The 20,200-nt window shown below is 36.9% G+C and carries 14 protein-coding genes and 1 other annotated feature (1 of these 15 cut by a window edge); of the genes, 7 read left to right on the top strand and 7 right to left on the bottom strand.

Features of this window, described 5'->3' with window-relative positions:
- Window positions 1-187: a binding site (T-box leader), on the top strand (it extends 43 nt beyond the left edge of the window).
- 97 nt (window positions 188-284) lie between these two features.
- Entirely contained in the window at window positions 285-1,508 is a 1,224-nt protein-coding gene (gene tyrS / locus PLH43_RS02845) for a tyrosine--tRNA ligase (RefSeq protein ID WP_324359873.1), read from the top strand.
- A gap of 77 nt (window positions 1,509-1,585) precedes the next feature.
- Here tyrS and PLH43_RS02840 read toward each other — a convergent pair whose 3' ends face one another.
- Complete coding sequence (locus PLH43_RS02840; protein WP_324359871.1) at window positions 1,586-2,386, bottom strand: histidinol-phosphatase HisJ family protein; 801 nt, start codon at window positions 2,384-2,386, stop codon at window positions 1,586-1,588.
- A gap of 352 nt (window positions 2,387-2,738) precedes the next feature.
- Between PLH43_RS02840 and PLH43_RS02835 the strand changes: the two genes are divergently transcribed.
- Window positions 2,739-4,235, top strand: coding sequence for an HD domain-containing phosphohydrolase (locus PLH43_RS02835; protein WP_324359870.1), 1,497 nt, complete (start codon window positions 2,739-2,741; stop codon window positions 4,233-4,235).
- A 176-nt stretch (window positions 4,236-4,411) separates the two neighbouring features.
- A complete protein-coding gene (locus tag PLH43_RS02830; RefSeq protein ID WP_324359868.1) occupies window positions 4,412-5,848 on the top strand; it encodes an aminopeptidase in 1,437 nt (478 codons plus the stop codon).
- 76 nt (window positions 5,849-5,924) lie between these two features.
- Here the strand turns inward: PLH43_RS02830 and PLH43_RS02825 are convergent, their stop codons facing one another.
- Window positions 5,925-6,848 carry an LCP family protein gene (locus PLH43_RS02825; RefSeq protein ID WP_324359866.1) on the bottom strand — a complete coding sequence of 308 codons (924 nt, stop codon included), beginning with the start codon at window positions 6,846-6,848 and terminating at the stop codon, window positions 5,925-5,927.
- Between the two features lie 167 nt (window positions 6,849-7,015).
- Window positions 7,016-8,008, bottom strand: a complete 993-nt coding sequence (locus PLH43_RS02820; protein ID WP_324359864.1) for a tyrosine recombinase XerC — start codon at window positions 8,006-8,008, stop codon at window positions 7,016-7,018.
- Between the two features lie 324 nt (window positions 8,009-8,332).
- On the opposite strand from PLH43_RS02820, the gene PLH43_RS02815 reads away from it, so the two are divergent.
- From PLH43_RS02815 to aroC, 4 genes are all read left to right on the top strand, one after another.
- Complete coding sequence (locus PLH43_RS02815) at window positions 8,333-9,865, top strand: carbohydrate-binding domain-containing protein (protein ID WP_324359862.1); 1,533 nt, start codon at window positions 8,333-8,335, stop codon at window positions 9,863-9,865.
- 179 nt (window positions 9,866-10,044) lie between these two features.
- Window positions 10,045-10,728, top strand: a complete 684-nt coding sequence (locus PLH43_RS02810) for a DUF4956 domain-containing protein (protein WP_324359957.1) — start codon at window positions 10,045-10,047, stop codon at window positions 10,726-10,728.
- Between the two features lie 119 nt (window positions 10,729-10,847).
- Window positions 10,848-11,366, top strand: coding sequence for a shikimate kinase (locus tag PLH43_RS02805; RefSeq protein WP_324359859.1), 519 nt, complete (start codon window positions 10,848-10,850; stop codon window positions 11,364-11,366).
- Between the two features lie 35 nt (window positions 11,367-11,401).
- A complete protein-coding gene (aroC, locus tag PLH43_RS02800) occupies window positions 11,402-12,586 on the top strand; it encodes a chorismate synthase (protein WP_324359857.1) in 1,185 nt (394 codons plus the stop codon).
- A 77-nt stretch (window positions 12,587-12,663) separates the two neighbouring features.
- On the opposite strand, the gene PLH43_RS02795 is transcribed toward aroC, so the two are convergent.
- The 4 genes from PLH43_RS02795 to PLH43_RS02780 form a co-directional block, all read right to left on the bottom strand.
- Window positions 12,664-13,320, bottom strand: a complete 657-nt coding sequence (locus PLH43_RS02795) for a PilZ domain-containing protein (protein ID WP_324359855.1) — start codon at window positions 13,318-13,320, stop codon at window positions 12,664-12,666.
- A 794-nt stretch (window positions 13,321-14,114) separates the two neighbouring features.
- A complete protein-coding gene (locus tag PLH43_RS02790) occupies window positions 14,115-15,236 on the bottom strand; it encodes a peptidoglycan DD-metalloendopeptidase family protein (protein WP_324359853.1) in 1,122 nt (373 codons plus the stop codon).
- Between the two features lie 196 nt (window positions 15,237-15,432).
- A complete protein-coding gene (locus PLH43_RS02785) occupies window positions 15,433-16,230 on the bottom strand; it encodes a cohesin domain-containing protein (RefSeq protein ID WP_324359852.1) in 798 nt (265 codons plus the stop codon).
- A 227-nt stretch (window positions 16,231-16,457) separates the two neighbouring features.
- The gene (locus tag PLH43_RS02780; protein ID WP_324359849.1) at window positions 16,458-19,862 is read right to left on the bottom strand and encodes a cohesin domain-containing protein; all 3,405 of its coding nucleotides are present in this window, start codon (window positions 19,860-19,862) and stop codon (window positions 16,458-16,460) included.
- Window positions 19,863-20,200 lie beyond the last annotated feature (338 nt).

Here is a 20,200-nt window from a genome sequence, read left to right as displayed (position 1 = left end):
TTAGAGAGAAGTCCGGAAGGTGAAAGGGCTTTTGAACATGAATGGGCGAATTACACTTCGGAGTTTCGTACATGAAGAGTTTTCATGTATGACGGGAGTCAACCGTTATATTGGCAGTAATTAATGAGGTATATATTTTAATATATACAAATTAAGGTGGTACCACGGGAGCTTTCTCGTCCTTAAGCAGGGCGACAAAGCTTTTTTTATTTAGTTGAAAATTTATTTAATAATATTTTAAACATTGTTAGTTATAGAAGCACTAATTTTTAGGAGGTATTTATATGTCCGTATTTGAGACTTTGAAAGAAAGGGGATTTATTGCTCAGCTTACCCATGAAGAAACTATAAAAGAGCTTCTTGAAAAGGAAAAGGTTACATTTTATATCGGATTTGACCCAACGGCGGACAGTCTTCATGTAGGACATTTCCTGCAAATGATGGTTATGGCTCACATGCAAAAAGCCGGGCACAGACCTATAGCACTTGTTGGCGGCGGTACTGCAATGGTCGGCGACCCCACAGGAAAAACCGATATGAGAAGGATGATGACACGGGAGGAAATCAAGCATAACGCCGATTGCTTTAAAAAGCAGCTTTCCAAATTCATTGAATTTGGTGAGGGAAAGGCTGTAATGGTTGATAACGGAGATTGGCTGCTGGATTTGAATTATGTCAATTTCTTAAGGGATATAGGAGTTCACTTCTCCGTCAATCGAATGCTTACGGCAGAGTGTTTTAAAACCAGACTGGAGAAAGGTCTTTCCTTTATCGAGTTCAACTACATGCTAATGCAAAGCTATGATTTTCTAAAGCTCTACAAGGAATACGGCTGTATTATGCAGCTTGGCGGTGATGACCAGTGGTCAAACATCCTTGGAGGAATAGACCTTATAAGAAGGAAAGAAGGAAAAGAAGTCTACGGCATGACCTTTACGCTTCTTACCACCAGTGAAGGCAAAAAAATGGGTAAGACGGAAAAAGGCGCATTATGGCTGGATGCCAACAAGACTTCCCCTTATGAGTTCTATCAGTACTGGAGAAATATACATGACTTAGACGTGATAAAATGCTTAAAACTCCTGACATTTGTTCCCATGGAAGAAATTAGGGAGTATGAAAAACTGAAAGACCAGGAAATAAACATTGCTAAAAAACGTCTGGCTTTTGAGGTTACAAAGCTTATTCACGGTGAAGAAGAAGCCTTGAATGCTCAAAAAACAGCTGAAGCGCTTTTCGAAAAGGGTGCAGTTTCCGACAATATGCCTACCACCGAAATAGCCTCAAGTGAGTTTTCGGACGGTATTAACATAATTGACCTGCTTTTAAAGACAAAGCTGATTCCTTCAAAGACTGAAGGCCGCAGACTTATCGAACAAGGCGGAATTTCCATAAACGATAATAAAGTCGAAGGTTTTGACAAAGTGGTAACTGTTGATGACTTTAATAACGGTGAATTAATCGTTAAAAAGGGCAAAAAGACATACCACAGGGTAAAACTTGTATAAATTAGGCTAAAGCTATAAAGCAATCAAGTTCATACTAAAAGCAAAGCGTAGGGGGTAATTTTATACCCCCTTTATTGCTAAATTATCGGTGTAAATACCGGTTTTCTGTTTTCGAAATGTGCCATGTATTTAAAACCTGCTTTCTTAAAAAGCTCTTTTACATAGTCAAATTTATAACCTATATACTCAGGGGTATGGGCATCGGAGCTTGTACAAATTATTTCTCCCTTTAGCTCTCTGTACCTTTTTATAATTTCATAATCCGGCATTGGCGAATCGAGATTGTATCTAAAGCCTGAGGTATTTACTTCCAAACCTTTGCCTTTTAAAACAAGGGCCTTGAGTATGGCATCAATTCTGTCTTTAAAGTCGCTCAATTTTAATGTCTTGTCATCATAACATCCATACCTCCTGATGAGATCAATATGTCCCAGGATATCAAAATTATCAAAAAGGTCTATACACCGAATAACTTCTTCCAAATACCTCAAATAGGCTTCGTCCCTTGATTTGTTCCTGCAAAAGTCCCCGTTGTGTAGGTCCGTTTTGTCAACAATATGAATTGAGCCGATTACCACATCAAAATCATATTTATTTACAATATCATTGGACTCTTCTATCACATGGGGTTGAATACCTACTTCAATGCCTTTGAAAACTTTGATTTTATCGGAAAAATCGCTTTTTAGCCTGTCCATGGACTCGGAATATTTATCGAAATCAATCGTAAATACGTCGTCATAATCAGGATAGTCTATATCCAGATGGTCCGTAAACGAAATACCTTGAAGCCCCAATTTTATAGCGGTATTGATTGCGATTTCAGGATCCATGTTGCTGTCTCCCGAAAAGTTGCTGTGAATATGACAATCATACATTGTATTTACCTCCAAATTAATTTCGAAGTAAGAAGCTTATAATTATTTATAGAATAAATACATTAATTAGTCAAGGAAGCAAAGGGAAAAAAGAGAATTACATATATCTAAAAGTCCTAAAGAAATGGGACCATATAACTATTACTTGAATATTGCAAAAATAAAAAAAATAAAGTAAAATAATAATAAGAGTGAAATTTTGTGTCTTTTTATGTGCATCTGGTTATTATACAATTAGTGCTTGTCAATTAATTGCATACTTCAAAAAGTTTAGTATAAATTCTTTTTTCAGCATTTCAGTTTTAAACTTATTATACTGTTGTTTGCCCGCACTCTATTGAGGAGGATTTCTATGAGAAAAAGAATAATTGAAGTATCAACGGACTACAAAATCCTTATTGTTGATGATGAAGAAGGTATTATAAATTCGATGAAAGTGATGCTTACAAGAAGCGGTTATTTCTGCGTAGGTATCTCAAATCCTTTAGAAGCAATAGAGACGCTTAAAAATGAGCATTTCGACATGCTTATTCTGGATTATATAATGTCACCAATTCATGGAGACGAAGTCGTCGCAAAGATACGAGAGTTCAATAAGGATATTTATATTCTTCTTCTGACAGGACACAAGGACTTGGCTCCTCCGCTTGAAACCATCAAAGCTCTTGACATTCAAGGGTATTGCGAGAAGGGGGACAAGTTTGACCAGCTTCTTCTTCTCATTGAATCCGGAATAAAATCAATATCCCAAATGCGCACTATAAGGCAGTTTAAGGACGGTTTAAACAGAATACTTCAGGCTGTTCCGAAAATTTACCAGCTTCAGCCGATAGGCGTTATTCTGGAGGAAATATTACAGGGACTGATGCCTCTGGTGAACAGTAAAGATGCTTTTATCCTGATAGATGATTGTAATAGTGCCGAAGGCGAAATCATCTTTAAGGGTGTGGGTGAATATGATATCCAGGCAGAATCACTGGTTACCATGCTTAGTCCAGAGCTTATGGAAAATATAGGACGTGCTAGGGACAGAAAAAAAGTCCATCTTTTAGACCATGGAATAATACTTCCTCTTATGAATGAAGAAAAAAAATCCATTGGAGTAATTTACATCGAAAGCAGTAATTTGGGTGATGGGATAAAACTCCTTGAAATTTATTCTAATCAGGCAGCTTCATCAATTAATAACGCTTTTTTGCATTCGCTGATTAATATGAAAAAAGACGAGCTTGACAAAACCTATCAGGAACTTAGAAAAAGATACATTGACACAATTGAAGCATTACGTCTGACTGTTGATGCAAAGGATATCTATACAAGAGGACATTCCGATCGTGTTGCATACTATGCGGCAAAACTGGGTGAGGCCTTTGGACTTTCGGAAGATGAGATTGAGCTTCTGAAAGTGGGAGGCATCTTTCATGACATAGGCAAAATCGGCACAGCTGATGACATTCTTTTCAAAACAGACAAGCTGAGCTATGATGAATATGAAGAAATTAAAAAACACCCGTTAAAAGGTGCATATATACTGTCGGCCATTTCAATGTTCAAGGATGTTGTACCTCTGGTAAAATACCATCACGAGAGAGTTGACGGTAAAGGCTATCCTGAAGGATTGAAAGGCGACGAAATCCCGTTTTTGGCAAGAATATTAACAGTGGCCGATGCATTTGACGCTATGATGTCGGACAGAAAATACAGGTCAAAGCTGAGTCTTGAAGAAACCAAAGAGCAGTTTAGGCTGTACTCCGGTACCCAATTCGACCCGCAGGTTGTTGAAATGCTTTTTAAGATTCTTGAAAACTATGACTTGATGATTGAGGAGCTTTCAAAAACATTTTCATAATGATAACCAAAGTGTATTAACATATTAGCGAAATACCTCAACAAAAAGGAAGAGATAATACTCTTCTTTTTTTATATTCACTTATAAATCCTAAAATTCTCTTTGCTTTAATGTTTATTGCTAAAGTATTTAGAGATATAATAATAAATATAAAATTTTTGCAGGAGGTAATAATCATGTCAGATAATAAATCAACAGGCCAAAAGCTTTGGGAAGATCTGTCCTACAACTGCCCAAATGCCTGGAACAAAATAAGCGAGGATGAAGTAAAAAACACTTTTTCTTTCTGCGAAGAATACAAGTCCTTTTTAGACAAATCCAAGACCGAAAGGGAATTTGTGCGCGAAACCAAAAAGCTGGCTGAAAATAAGGGATTTATTTCAATAGAAGATGTAATAAGTTCCGGAAAACCTTTAAAGCCCGGAATGAAAGTCTACAGGACATTCAAGGACAAAATTGTAGCTCTTGCAGTGATAGGCTCACAGTCTCCGGAAAAGGGCTTAAACCTGGTAGGAGCACATATAGACTCACCGAGAATTGATCTTAAACCAAACCCGATGTATGAGTCCAACGAAATGGTATTCCTCAAGACACACTATTATGGAGGAATAAAAAAATATCAATGGGTAACCATACCGCTTTCCATGCATGGAGTGGTTATAAGAAAGGACGGAAGCAGTGTCGAAATTGTAATTGGCGAGGATGAAAAGGATACTGTGTTTACAATAACCGATTTACTCCCGCATCTTGCGTCAGAACAAATGCAGAAAAAAATGAGCGAGGGAATTACAGGGGAGGGTTTAAATATTCTCTTCGGCTCCATTCCTTATAACGATGAAAAGGTTAAGGAAAAAGTGAAGCTGAACATACTCAAGCTCCTCAATGAAAAGTACAATATTGTCGAAGAGGACTTACTATCCGCCGAGTTGGAGCTGGTTCCTTCCTTCAAAGCAAGGGATGTGGGCTTTGATAAAAGTATGGTGGGTGCTTACGGACAGGATGACAGAGTTTGTGCTTATACTGCATTAAAAGCCGTTTTGGATTTGGAGAATACCGACAGAACCGCTGTTTGCGTACTTACAGACAAAGAGGAAATAGGAAGTATGGGCAATACCGGAGCTCAATCCAGCTTTCTTGAAAACTTTATTGCCGATATATGTGCACTCAGTTCTGAAAAATATACGGACATAATTCTAAGAAGGTGCATAAGTAACTCCAAAATGCTTTCGGCAGACGTCAACGCAGCAATAGATCCAACCTATGAAGGAGTATATGACAAGCTCAATTCTTCCTTTATCGGAAAAGGAATTGTACTTCTAAAGTATACCGGTTCCCGTGGAAAATCCGGTGCAAGTGATGCCAATGCCGAATTTATGGGAGAGGTGCGAAAGCTATTCAATGACAAGAATATATTTTGGCAAACCGCTGAGCTGGGCAAGGTTGACCAGGGTGGAGGAGGCACAATAGCCCAATTTGTAGCCAATATGGGAATGGACGTACTAGACTGTGGAGTAGCAGTTCTCTCAATGCATTCACCTTTCGAAGTAACCAGCAAGGTTGACATATATATGGCGTACAAGGCTTACAGGGAATTCTTTGAGAATATGAAATAAGAATAAAAACAAATGACTCACAACTAAAGCTCTCTCAAAATATTGAAAGGTTTATGTTGTGAGTCATTTATTCTACTTAATTTCTGTTTCTGAAATGCTCATTTATAATGCTGTCTGTTTCCTGGGAATCCATAATATAGTACCATGCGTCCTCCAATACGGATTTACCCGGCACTTTCAGCATATTTATGCTGTCGGCCTGAACCTTTGAAACGCTGCCGGTCAATTTTAAAACCTCACTCATATTAAGATTGGTCTCAATATTGCTGAAAACCGTATTAACAATATCATTTACCTTTGTCAAATAAAAAATATTAAGCTTCTGGCGAACCAATTCCCGAATAAAATTCTGCTGAGCATCAATTCTTTTTAAGTCACTTCCGTCATAATACTGATTAACACGGCCATTGTTATACTGCCTGAATCTCATAAACTTCTCAGCCATAGCACCGTCGAAGTGATGCTGTCCCTTCTTTATATGAATACTAAGCCCTTGCAAAGGGTCATCATAGTCCATATCCACGGGAACATAATAGTCCACTCCGCCTAAAATATCAATTATTTCTCTAAAAGCGGAAGTATCGACAAAAACATAGTATTTTACATCTACACCGAAAAGCTCGCTCACCGTTTGAACGGCAAGTTCTCCGCCTCCTGTGGGGTAAGCCGCGTTTATCTTTGCTTTCCTGCCGTTTATTCTAACCTTTGTGTCCCTAGGTATTGAGAGAATGCTTACTTTTGATGTTGAAGGCTTAAAGTTTACCAGCATCATTGTGTCGGTATTGTTGTTAACCTTGTCGCCCCCCAATACCAGTACATTCAAATCATCATTCACAACTTTCAACGGATTTAAAATATCATGAATCAATGCCCCCGAGTTGTCAACAGGCTTTTCGGTATCCGTATTGAAATTGATGTATAAAAGAGTCAGTGTACCAATTAAAAACATAAAAACCGATAATATTGAACATACTATTAAATAAAATTTTCTAAAATTCATAGCGCAACTCCATTTTTTAAGTGAATTTAATATCAAAAATAAAGTATAATCTATTTTTGCTGATATTTCAATTATATTTGGAAGCCATAGCAGCAGTGTTTACCTCAAAAAATCCAATTAAAAACAATACTGCCCGGGATGGTCCATATAATTTCCAATATTATAAATTAGCTTTCATTTTCATCACTGTTCTCATCGACATAATTTGACAGTGGATTACTCTCTAGTGCATTTTTCAACTGTTTGCTGTCAACATGGGTATAAATCTCCGTTGTTGCTATGCTTTCATGCCCTAATATTTCCTGAAGGGCTCTTATGTCCACATTGCCGTGCTTATACATCAGTGTAGCCGCCGTATGTCTTAATTTATGAGTAGAATATCTTTCAGGGTCAAGTCCTGCAGCCTTAATATACTTTTTTACAATATGCTGAACGGTTTTATTGCTTATTCTTTGCTTTCTCGAGCTTAAAAACAAAGCATTTTTATCCTTAACTCCTTCTACAGGCCGAACCTTTAGATATGCCTCTATAGCTTTTATACATGCTGCATTAAGATAAATGGTACGCTCTTTATCTCCTTTACCCACGACGGTTAAAACATCATTTTTTATATTGCTCAGATTAATGTTTACAAGCTCGGAAAGTCTCAGACCGCAGTTTAAAAATAAAGTTATAATCGCAAAGTCCCTTTCTTTATGCTCTCCGTCAACAGAACCCAACAGTCTTTTGCTTTCTTCTATGTTAAGGTATTTGGGAAGCCTTTTCATTATTTTGGGAGATTCCAGCTCGGCAGCAGGGTTTTGCTCTAAAAGCTTTGCCTTGTTTGTAAGATAATTAAAAAACGACCTTATGCTTGCAACCTTTCTTGCCCTGGAGCATGAGCTGTTGTCCCTTTCCCGGCTCAAAAAAGACATAAAGGAATAAATATCACTCAAAGTTATTTTTCTAATAAGCTCAATATCCATATCCTTAATATCTATTTTTTCAAAATCCTTTCTTGCATCCTCCAAACCCATATGAATTTTCATGAACCTGAAAAAAAGCCTCAGGTCATAATAGTATTCATGGATTGTATTCTTTGATTTACCTCTTATAGTTTCCATATAGCTTAAAAAGTCTTTTATTACGGCAGGTGCCTCATCATAATACGCCTGGTTCATTTTGACATCTCCCTAAAACTATAATATTATAAATCTGTCAGTATTATTTGACGAATTTTTTTTAATTTTGTTCGGAATATAACTATTATCATTAATAAATATCGTTACAAAAGTATTATAATATAAATTTTAAATAATAAAAATATACCTAACTAAAATGATGCTGCTTACGAATAAATATATTAAAATATAATATTTCAATAAAGGGGGAGAGGTACCTGATGAGAATGAGGAAAAAGTATTTGGGATTTTTTTTGTTCGCACTTACACTTTTTCATAAACATAATACCTGTAAGTGCATTAGAACCACTTATATATGGTGATTTGAATTCAGACGGCAAAGTAAACTCAAGTGACATGACCTTGATGAACAGATATCTTTTGCAACAGCCCGGTGTCAGTATCAACTTGACTTTTGCCGATTTAAATGCAGACGGCAAAGTCACTTCAACAGATCTTATGATACTGAAGAAATATTTATTGCGTATTATTAAGGATTTACCTGTGGAAACTCAGGTTCCCACAACACCTGAGCCTTCATCGACTCCAACTTCAACACCGGTTTCATCGCCAACTCCAACTGCTACTATTGATGAAGAGGCATGGAAAAACAACACCGGTACAATTGAACTGGGAGATACAATTAAAGTCAGCGGTGAAGGTATCTCAGTAAACGGTTCCGTTGTTACAATTACAGCCGGAGGAGACCATTTGGTTACGGGTACTTTAAACAGCGGTATGATTTATGTCGATACAACCGAAAGAGTTAAATTAAGACTTAACGGCGTAAATATAAAAAATCCGAACGGACCTGCCATCTATTTTTACAATGTTGACAAAGGCTTTATTACAATAGAAAAAGGTACGGTCAATTATCTTTCCGACGGCTCAAAATACACTGATGAAGGTGCAAAAGCAGCCCTGTTCAGTAATGACGATTTGGAGCTTAAAGGAAAAGGCACTCTCTATGTTACAGGTAATTACAAGCACGGTATTGCAAGTGACGACGATATTATTATTGAAAACGGAGATATCTACGTAACAGCCGTTACCGACGGATTACATGCAAACAGCGGAATAAAAATCAAGGGAGGAAACATTACCGTTACAGCAAAATCCGATGCTATTGAAAGTGAAAAAGATTTTAAAATGACCGACGGTACCCTCAATTTGACTGCAGATGATGATGCAATACACGCAAAAGAGGACCTTGTAATTGATGGAGGAGTAATAAATGTATTAAAATGCTATGAGGGTATTGAAAGTAAGACTGCTATTACAGTTAATGGTGGAAAAATAAATTTAAACTCAAATGAAGACGGTTTAAATGCCGGTAAAGTCATTAATATTAATGGCGGTGAGCTTTACATAACTTCAGGATATGATGCAATTGACTCCAATGGTTCGATATATATCAATGGAGGATATACGATGGCTTTTGGCGGCAACATTCCTGAAGGCGGTATCGATTGTGACTGGAATCCGCTGATAATCAATGGAGGAACTCTTATCGCAGCAGGAGGCTCCAACAGCTCTCCTTCAACTTCAAGCACTCAGTGCACGGTACTTTTAGGCAGCGGAACAGCAAATTCTGTTGTCAGCATTAAAAAGGGAGATACTGAAATAATCAGCTTTACAGCTCCAAAGAATTATCAAAACATGGTATTCACCTGCCCGGATCTTGTATTGAACGCAACTTATGTTGTATATAAAAACGGTGTTCAGTCAGTTACCTTCACCACAAATTCGATTATAACCAATGCGGGAGGAAGCGCCGGCGGATTCCCTGGCGGCGGATTTCCTGGCGGCGGATTCCCTGGTGGCGGATTCCCTGGTGGCGGATTCCCAGGATGGTAAGAACATATTGCCGTTAAATAAATAAAGATAACGTAATGTAAGTTTTATTTACCGAAACAGCATAAGACAACAGCCTGTTTTTTATACAGACTGTTGTCTTATGTGTGATTATAGGTTAATATATAATTATAAATATTAGAAAAAAATTAGAAATCTATTTTAGAAGGGAAAGGTTGATAATGCTAGGCTTTGACTTAAGTACAGTTGCTAACTCATCGTTAACTTTCGGGAGTGCTTTGTTAACTATTATTGTTTCATTTGTTCTGGGGCTTGTTATTAGTATTACATACATGAAGACCCATGTAAAAGGTTACTACTCTCAAAATTTCTCTTTGACATTGATTCTGATGCCTTCGGTAATTGCAGTAATAATTCTTCTGGTAGGAAGTAATGTAGCAAGAGCGTTCAGTCTTGCAGGAGCATTTTCCATTGCCCGATTCAGAAGTACTGCTGGAGACCCTAAAGATATAGCTTATGTATTCTTCTCAATGGCAGCCGGACTTGCCTGCGGTACGGGATTGTTTGGCTATGCGGCACTTTTCACCATACTGCTTTGCATCTTTTTGTTCATTCTGTGCAAAATTGATTTCGGTGCAAAAAAGAGCTGTAATAAAGTACTGAAAATTTTAATCCCTGAGAATATGAATTATCAGGGAGCTTTTGACGATATTTTTAAGAAGTATACAACTAGCTATCAGTTGTGCAAGGTTAAGACAACAGATTTGGGAACTCTTTTCGAACTTGTATATACAATAACAATGGATAATGATAAAAATGAAAAGGAATTTATTGATGAGCTTCGCTGCAGAAACGGTAATTTAAACATAGTATTGTCAATGGACGCCACTCCAACAGATTTCTAATAATCTATTCACTATTATTAAAATATAGAATTATAAATTTTTATTTTTTAATTGGAGCTTTATAATTTTACGTGTATAATACTTATTGTAGTTTTATATTAAAATTGTGAGGTTGTTAAATGAAAAAGGAAAATATAGTCTTAATTGGTATGCCCAGTTCCGGTAAAACTACTATTGGAGAACCGCTTGCAAAATCACTCGGTATGGGTTTTGTGGATACCGATAAGATAATAATGGATATAGAAAAAAGACCGCTTAGAGACATTGTAAATCAAGACGGACTTCAAAAGTTCCTTCAAATACAGGAATCGGTTTTAATGGGCCTTGATGTGAAAAACCATGTCATATCAACCGGCGGTAGTGTTGTTTACAATGAATCTGCAATGGAACATCTTAAAAAGAACAGTATTGTGGTATACCTAAAGTTGGAGTTTGATGAAATTAAGAAAAGATTGTCTTCCGGCAGAAGGCTTGCAAGAGACAGCAACAAGAGCTTTGAGGATATTTACATGGAGAGAGTGCCTTTGTATGAAAAGTACGCCGATGTTACAATAAACTGCTCTTCAAAAAGTGTTCTATCAATTGTAGCTGAAATAAAAAATGTTTATGAAAGCACAATAAGGGAATATAAATGCTGAAGTTTTTAAGTTCATATAAGGGGAGATGATGCAGGATGGTAGGAAATTCGTTTGGTAGAATATTCAGGGTTACAACCTGTGGAGAATCTTATGCCGGTGCTTTTCGTAAAAATCTCCAAATACCAAAAGAACTGTATGGAGGATTGATGGCAATCGTAGACGGCGTTCCGCCAGGAATAAAGCTTACTTCCGATTTTGTGCAGGAAGAGCTTGATAAAAGGAGGCCGGGAAGGACTCCTCTGGATACGCCAAGGAAGGAAAGGGACAAGGTATACATTTTTTCCGGTGTAATGGAAGATGACATTACAACCGGTGCTCCCGTCGGTATGATTATACCCAATGATGTCATTGAAGACGAGCACATCAACAAGCATAAGAGCTATAAAGAGGTTGTAAGGCCGGGACAGGCAGGTTATACCTTCTTTAAGAAGTACGGACAGTTTGCGGACAATATAGGTGCCGGACGCGCCTCCGGAAGAGAAACAGCTGCCCGTGTTGCTGCCGGAGCTGTGGCAAAGGCGGTTTTGGACACCATGGGAATAGATGTAATTGCCTTTATAACCGAAATACACGGAATAAAAGCACAAGACAATATTACTTATGAAATGGCCAAAGCCAATTACCGCAAAAATGACATCAATTGTCCGGACCTTGAAAAAGCAAAAGAAATGATGGAAGAGCTTCAAAGGATAAAGGAGCAGGGAGATTCCGTAGGAGGAGTAGTGGAGATAATAGCAAGAGGTGTACCTGCAGGACTGGGTGAGCCTGTTTTTGACAAACTTCAAGCTACACTTTCCCATGCATTAATGTCCATTGGAGCCGTAAAAGGAATAGAGTTTGGTGAAGGGTTTGGACACACAAAGTTAAAGGGTTCGGAGTCCAATGATATTCCTTATTATGATGAAGCTTCCGGCCGTGTAAGATTTAAGACCAATAGAGCCGGAGGTATATTAGGTGGAATATCCAACGGAGAGGACATCAGAATAAGAGTTGCGGTAAAACCGACGCCCACCATTTCGGTACCTCAGAACACAGTAAACATGTATGCTCTTGAGAATGTTGAAGTGGAGTTTAACACAAGAAACGATCCTTCAATATGTCCAAGAATTTATCCTGTGTGTGAAGCAATGGTCAGAATTGCTCTCTTGGATGCTTTATATATTGCAAAAGGCTATAGAGCAATTAGCAGCAGCATAGACCCTCGCTGGGACCGTTTATAACATTTCAAAATAAAAAAAGCCTCCCAAAAGCGTTATAAGCTTCAAAGAGGCTTTTTAAATTTTAATTTAAAGTTTATTTAGTTCATTACAATTTTTCTCTGATTTATCCTTCTCAGAGGCTCAAACTCATATTTAAGACGACTAATTGAGAGCTCCTGATCCATTTTTAAAAACTCCAGGCATCTTTCAATAGTTTTACTGAAATCTGCCTGAGGCATGTAATATACAAGGCCGTACTCAAAACCAATCTCGCTTATTTTTTTCCACACAATTTGAGCCTCAAAAGTAAGTTCAATATTTTCAATTTTTGTGTTGACAGTTAATATTTCTCCTTTCTTAAACTCCTGCCTGGAGCATAATGACAAACCGTCTAAACTAATGTTTCTTATGTAGGAAAAAACTCTGGCATTGCGGCAAAAGATATACGCACATAAAGAAACCGGAAACCTTTGGGTAAGCCTCTTGTTTGTTATTGATTGAACATTATTAATAGCTAGAGTAAAGGTATTTTGATTGTAATCCACATATTTTACTGTGCTTTCGCAGATGTTTACCTCATCATCATTCTCAAATCCTAATACAATGGGGTCACTGTCAAAAAAGCTGTAAATAAGAAAATCTCTTTCGGGTTTTACAACAACACTGTTGTCGGCCAAATTACTAACTATTCCTCGATTGCTTCTTTTGGCGGAATAATGCTTTAGTGTAACGATTTCACCAACTCTTAACTTCATACAAATCATTCCCATCCTATTATTTTGATTAAAATTGTATAGTTTTGTAAAATTTTGAGTCGAATAAGTCCGCAAAGCAAGATCAGATTCAGAATATTTATCATACTTAAGACAAAAATTAAGACAAAAGACTAGGATTATTTGCAAGAATTTTTTGCGACTATTTATATTATAGCATATTTTACTAAACTTTTTAAGCTTTTTTATAATTTTAATTTTGAAATATAGATAAAAAAAGACTACCGTACAGAAAAACCTTAAGCTGCCGGTAGTTTGGTATGAAGGTTGGTATAACTTGTGGGCATTTTTTTTGCCACAAGCTTATTATAATATTCGAACATTTTAATATTTTGAGGGGGCCAAAATAAAGTTTTATAAAAAAAACTAATACAAAATTCTAATTTATCCAAATATCTTAATATCCATAAATACTAATAACTCAGATAAGAATCTATATAAGTTTTATTATAAGTTTTATTATAAGTTTTATTAAAAGCTTTATTATAAGCTTTATTGAGCTTTTATTAAAAAACCTCCTCCTAATTATACAAAATTTTTATTTTGTATAATTATATATTTTTTTTTACCCTACCTTTAGGACTTATCCAAAAAGCCATACAACACCAACCATGTAGATTTTTTTGAACAAAGAAATCTTCTTCAGGGTTTACCACTAAATAACGTGAAAATGATACCAATAAGAATAACAATAAAAATAAGATGCCTCAAAACAATTTGACTTGGCAATCTGTCTTGGCATCTTGTAAATCCGAAAAACAGCAAATTATAATTCATCATTTAATATAATCCAAAGGATTGGTCACATTTCCGTCTATTCGAACTTCAAAATGAAGATGTGTTCCTGTAGAAGTTCCGGTACTGCCGGCTTGGGCTATAGTCTGGCCTTTTCGAACCTTTTCACCCTTGCCAACGAGAAGTTTGCTGCAATGAGCGTATAGAGTAGTTATTCCGCCACCATGGTCAACAATGACGGTATAACCGTACCCATCTTCCCATCCGGAGTAAATAACTATTCCGTTATTGGCAGCGACTATTGAAGCACCGTAGGATGCATCAATGTCAACTCCTGTGTGCATCTTATACTTTTTAAATATCGGATGAAATCTCATTCCAAATCGAGAATCTATTGTTTTAGAACTCGGTACCGGCCAAACCATTGTACCGCCGGCATAGTTTTTAATTGTGCCGGTGCTTCTTTTTATTTGATTCGCTATTTCATAGGATTGTTGAATCAGCTTATCTTCCTGCTCTTCTAAACGTTTTATTTCTTCCTCTCGCTCTTTTATACGGCTCTCAAGACCATTTCTGGTTGCAATCAATGAATCGATATTGTTTTTCTTTCTAATTAATTCATTTTGCTTGGCGCTCTTTACATATTGAACCAACTGTTTTTTATATGTAAGGTCTTTTTTAATATCTTGTACTTCTTTCACAATTTCCTTATCCTTTTTTGCAACAGATGAAATCAACTGAAGCCTTTCAAAAAAATTAATCAAATTCTCCGAATCGGCCAATACATCCAAATATGAAACATATGAATTTTTGTACATCGTTACAAGCCGTTCTTCAAAGGCCTTTAACTTTTTACTGTACCTTTCTTCCGTATCTTTTAATGAATTTTCATAGCCTTCTATTTCCTTATCCAATGCTTCTATTTCGGAAATTAAGCCTTGATATTGTTCATTTATAGCATTCTCGGCGTTTATTAATTCTTTTTTCTCACGTTCCAGTTCATTTTTTTCTTTATTTATCTCACTTTTCTGTTTGCTAATGTCATCCAATTTGTCGTCTATTTCATTCATTTTATCTTTTAAAGAATTAGTAGCCGCCATAACAGGAAAAATCAAAGCTGTCGTCAAAGCCGCTATCAATGCAATTATAAAAAGCCGTTTCACTTTTACTCCTCCTGTAAGAAACAAAGAAAATTAAGCCATTAATATTTTCTATTCCAAATAAACTACTCTTTACCTATTATATTATATTCATATACTATTATTAATATTTTGTCAACACTCCATCGTAAAAATTGTTAAAAATTTGTCATGTTGTAAATATGTTATTACGTCTTCACAATTTTTCAAAAGCCCGGTTCTAATTGATTTTTACCCCTTTGCTCACAGAATAGTTGCTCAATACCTTAAAGTTCCAATCATATACATATGTTCCTAATACTGCATTGGGCATTGTGGGACTATCCGCAAAGGCAATAGTTGTACTCTCCTCTTTCAATACCTTAAAACCTATTAGAGCAAGCACACCACCATTTTCCGGTTTGTTGCCTTCTTTATATTTATCTACATATACATATGCTCTACCGAAATTAATTACCCCATTTTCCACATCATTTGCAACCAGCGGGAGTGAATTATACTCCGGGTTAACCAAAACATCTCCGCCATTCGGCATCTGTTTATTTTCAAGCGGTTTTCCCGTATCAAGATTTACTGCCTGCAATACGTTTGGGTCATACTTTATATTTACCTGATAACCCGCAACGTTTGCTATATTGTTCAATACAATCTTTGCAGTGATTATCTCGCCTTCTTTGGCAATATTTTTGTCCAATATAATTTGAAAATTCGAATTGTCGGGTTTTTCAGTTAATTCCTCATCATTTGCAGGCTCCGATGTCTGATTTGATATCTCATTACCGTCTGAATTATTATTATCTGAAAATTGATTGGGATTTGCAGTTTGTTCACCATCCGAAACATCCGGTGCTTTCGAACCGACAGGCTCTTTGCTTGCTAAAGTTCCATGAGTTGTCTCTACAGAGGCGCTGGGCTGAGCAGTATCCTTTCCTTTTTCCGTTGTATTGCAGCTAGATAGAAGCAGCATCATCAAAACACAACCGATAATGCCTATCTTTATTAAAGATGATTTAAACATTAATACCTTCCTCCATTATTATGAAATTCCTTTTAAGGTAATTGGACAAAACATACTTGATTAAATTTATAACATATTTGATAAATAAATTCAATTATGCTTTTTCGTTTTTTTGTTTCATGAAAAACTGCAGGCAGTATCTTACCGCCTGCAGTATTCCGTTTGCTTTTTAATATAAGTTTGGTTGATGCCTCAAGGCTTTATTGCCATCAGATATGTTTTTTTTACTAAATACCGCTGTTGATAGGTCCGGGCTGAATAACTTCGTAGTCTGTTTTCTTACTGCTGTTCCAGTCTACGAAGTATGTTCCCGAAACACTTGCCGGCATTAAGTTTTCATCTTTATAAAAACTGATATATGTCTTCTCCTTTTTCAATACCTTGAATCCAATTACACCCAAAACTCCGGTTTCTTCGGGCTTACCGCTATTTTTGTACTCGTTCATATATAAATAGGTACGAGCAAAATTCAGTATACCATTGGACAGATTATGTGATGCCACTGATGTCGAACCATATCTGGAGTTTAATATAAGCTCGCCGTTTGCAAGAGAAGTTCTTGCGGAATATGCCGCTCCTGTAGTTGGGTTTACCGGCTGTAAAACATTAGGATCATATTTGATACATATTTGATAGCCGGCAAGCTCTTTAATACTATTTACTTTCACTGTTGCGTTTATTATTTCTCCCACTTCTGCATTGCTTTTGTTAAACTCCAGCTTTACATAGCTGCCGGTTGATACGGCGCCGGCATTGATAGGTTCCGGCTGAATAACCTTGTAGTCGGACTTCTTGCTGGCATTCCAGTCTAACAAATATGTTCCCGAAATGCTTCCCGGCATTGAAATTGAATCTGCAAAGCCAATAGTTGTTTTTTCGTTTTTCAACACCTTAAAGCCGATTACACCTAAAACTCCCGTTTCTTCTGCCTTACCAGTCTTTTTGTACTCATCCATAAATGTGTATATCTGTGAAAAATTCAATGCACCGTTTGCCAAGTCATGTACAGCTATTGAAGTTACACCATATTGACTGTTTACAAGCAACTGACCGTCTGCAAGAAGAGTTCTTGCTGTGTAGGCTGCTCCGGTATTTGGGTTAACCGGCTGCAATACGTTGGGGTCATACTTGATGTTTATCTGGTAACCGGCCAAATTCTTGATATTATTTACTTTTACTGTTGCCTTTATTATATCTCCCACCGCTGCATTGTTCTTGTCAAGCTCCAATTTTATGTAGCTGTCCGTTGATACCGGACCGGTCGGTGTCGGTGTCACGGAAGGAGTTGACGAAGGTGTCGGTACATCGGATTTGGATATTTTTATCACACCAGGATTTACAACTTTGTAACCCGATATCATGTTTGCATTCCAGTCAAACAAGTATGTTCCCGAAATACTGGATGGCATTGTAACGGAATTTTCAAAAGCAATATATGTATCCTGTTCTTTAAGAACCTTAAAACCAATTACAGCTATTGTTCCGGTCTTTTCCGGATTGTTTGAAAGCTTATATGCATTGAGATAAGTATAAGCCTTTCCAAAGTTTAATATTCCCTTAGAAGTTTCATTTGCCACTGCAGATATAACACCATATTCAGTGTTTACAAGAACATTTCCGTCAGCAGGCATTGTCTTGTCTGTCATCGGTTCTCCGGTAACAGGATTTACTGCTTGAAGAACTGAAGGGTCATATTTTATATTTACCTGAAAACCTGCAAAATTATTGATATCGCTAATATTAACTGCAGCCTTGATGATATCGCCGACTTTTGCCTGGTCTTTGTCCAGTTTAAGCTCTATTTGCCCATCGGAAACAGGCTTTTCGGTCTCAGTAGCTGTTGGCTTAGGAGTGACAGGTGTTGCCGATGGTGTAGGCGACTGTGAAGGTACTGTCGAACCAGTTATCTTAAGATTTTCAGGTTGTACAACTTTATAATCGGATATTCTGACAAGATCCCAGTCTAAAAGTATTGAACCACTCAGACTGGTTGGCATGGATATCGAATCTTCAAATCTTATGCTAGCGTCGCCTTCTTTGAGAGCCTTAAACCCAATTACCGCAAGCGTACCTGACACTTCAGGTCTACCGCTGTTTTTATATTCATTAATATTTGAATAAGTTTTTGCAAAGTTTAATATACCTTGTGAAGGTTCGTTAACTGCAACAGAAATTATTCCGTATTTGTTATTTGAAATCAAATCGCCGCTTTTCGGCACAGTATTAATTTTTATAGGTTCTCCTGTGTCGGGGTTTACAGCTTGCAATAAATCAGGATTGAATTTAATGTTTAACTGGAAACCGCCCAAGCTGTCAAAACCGTCAACTTTTACAAACGCCTTTACAATATCTCCAACCTTAACCGTATACTTATCCAACTCAATTCGTATTGAAGCATTGGAATCCGGTGTAGTTGAAGGCACAGGTGTTTGTGTTGGTGTTGGTTTTGGTGAAGCAGTCTGTGTAACCGTCGGCGAAGGCTTTACCGTCTGTTCGGAAATACTGACGGCACCGGCCTGAATTACCCTGTATCCCAATACATTTTTTGTGTTCCAATCAAAAATCATTGTACCGCTGATACTTCCGGGCATCAAAAGTGTGTCGGCAAATTCAATATATGTTGAAGAAGTGGCTTTAAGAGCCTTAAATGCAATTTGGGCAATTGTACCGCTCTTTTCAGCTGCTCCGGAAGCTCTGTATATATCAAGATATGTATAGCATTTTCCGAAATTCAATATACCTTCTTCTACATCGTTTGTTACCGCTGAAATAACACCGTAATCAGCATTTGCAAGTATTGTTCCTTCCTTCGGCATTGTAGATTTTCCGTATGGAGTATTAGTATCAAGGTCTATAGGCTGCAATACTTTAGGATCATATTTTATATTAAACTGGCATCCTGCGATACTGTCAAAATTATCCACCTTTATTTCGGCAATAATTATATCCCCAACAAAAGCAGCATTTTTGCTGAGCTCCATTTTTACACTTCCTTTAGATGGCGCAACTGTTGGCGAAGGGATTACTGTAGAAGAATTGATAATCGGAGACTGAACAACAGTATAATCCGAAATAATGTTGGTATCCCAGTCAAACAGCATTGTACCAGAAATACTGTTTGGCATTGAAGGTGAATTTTCGAATTTAACGGTTGTAGGCTGCTCTTTGAGTACTTTAAAGCCTATTTCAGCCAAGACACCTGTCTTTTCCGGTGAATTGCCAAGCTTGTATTCTTTAATATATGTATATGCTTTTCCGAAATTTATAATACCTTCTTCGACTTTGTTCAACACACCGGATATAGCACCGTATTCGGGATTTACCAATACATTTCCGTCTTTTGGCATTGTGTATTCTCCCATAGGAGCTTTTGTATCCGGGTTTACTGCTTGTAATACTGTAGGATCATATTTGATGTTTACCTGAAATCCGGCAAAATTGTTAATATCGTTAATTTTGACATAAGCTTTAATTATGTCGCCTACTTTTGCAGTAGTTTTGTCAAACTCCAATGATATACTTCCCATGCTGGCTGCCGACAAAGTAGCTGTTGGGTATGCAGACACAGCAAAGGATGAGGTCATTGCCATCAATATAGCAATAACCAGTATAATGCTTATACCTTTCTTCATACCAAAAAAACCTCCCAATAAAATTATTATCTCTATAGGCACATAAAATGCCCTAAACCATAACATGCCAACTTAATATGTATTAAACCCTTGCTCCCAAACTTATCTTCTACACAGGCATTTATGATTACCTGGTGTAAAAGAAAATATTAAATCATTTTTTGTCCCCCGTTTTTCTGTCCCCCTTTCCTTCATTTATTAACTAGGGAGCGTTGGTGGCCAAAGCAAAAATAGCATGCTATGATAAATAACATTTATTTATCTATTTATTTTATAAACATAATAATTATAATGCCCCCCATTGTCAAGACAATTTTTCAGCTTTTCTAAGTTAGATT

This window comes from Acetivibrio sp. (genome assembly GCF_035371925.1).
Taxonomy (GTDB): domain Bacteria; phylum Bacillota; class Clostridia; order Acetivibrionales; family Acetivibrionaceae; genus Hungateiclostridium.
The sequence above is the reverse complement of the archived record's forward strand: the minus strand, read 5'-3'. Positions and strand labels throughout refer to the sequence as shown.

Excerpts from the sequence above, each read along its gene's own strand:
- tyrS (WP_324359873.1), top strand. The coding sequence starts at position 285 with ATGTCCGTATTTGAGACTTTGAAAGAAAGGGGATTTATTGCTCAGCTT.
- PLH43_RS02840 (WP_324359871.1), bottom strand. The coding sequence starts at position 2,386 with ATGTATGATTGTCATATTCACAGCAACTTTTCGGGAGACAGCAACATG.
- PLH43_RS02835 (WP_324359870.1), top strand. The coding sequence starts at position 2,739 with ATGAGAAAAAGAATAATTGAAGTATCAACGGACTACAAAATCCTTATT.
- PLH43_RS02830 (WP_324359868.1), top strand. The coding sequence starts at position 4,412 with ATGTCAGATAATAAATCAACAGGCCAAAAGCTTTGGGAAGATCTGTCC.
- PLH43_RS02825 (WP_324359866.1), bottom strand. The coding sequence starts at position 6,848 with ATGAATTTTAGAAAATTTTATTTAATAGTATGTTCAATATTATCGGTT.
- PLH43_RS02820 (WP_324359864.1), bottom strand. The coding sequence starts at position 8,008 with ATGAACCAGGCGTATTATGATGAGGCACCTGCCGTAATAAAAGACTTT.
- PLH43_RS02810 (WP_324359957.1), top strand. The coding sequence starts at position 10,045 with ATGCTAGGCTTTGACTTAAGTACAGTTGCTAACTCATCGTTAACTTTC.
- PLH43_RS02805 (WP_324359859.1), top strand. The coding sequence starts at position 10,848 with ATGAAAAAGGAAAATATAGTCTTAATTGGTATGCCCAGTTCCGGTAAA.
- aroC (WP_324359857.1), top strand. The coding sequence starts at position 11,402 with ATGGTAGGAAATTCGTTTGGTAGAATATTCAGGGTTACAACCTGTGGA.
- PLH43_RS02795 (WP_324359855.1), bottom strand. The coding sequence starts at position 13,320 with ATGAAGTTAAGAGTTGGTGAAATCGTTACACTAAAGCATTATTCCGCC.
- PLH43_RS02785 (WP_324359852.1), bottom strand. The coding sequence starts at position 16,230 with ATGTTTAAATCATCTTTAATAAAGATAGGCATTATCGGTTGTGTTTTG.
- PLH43_RS02780 (WP_324359849.1), bottom strand. The coding sequence starts at position 19,862 with ATGAAGAAAGGTATAAGCATTATACTGGTTATTGCTATATTGATGGCA.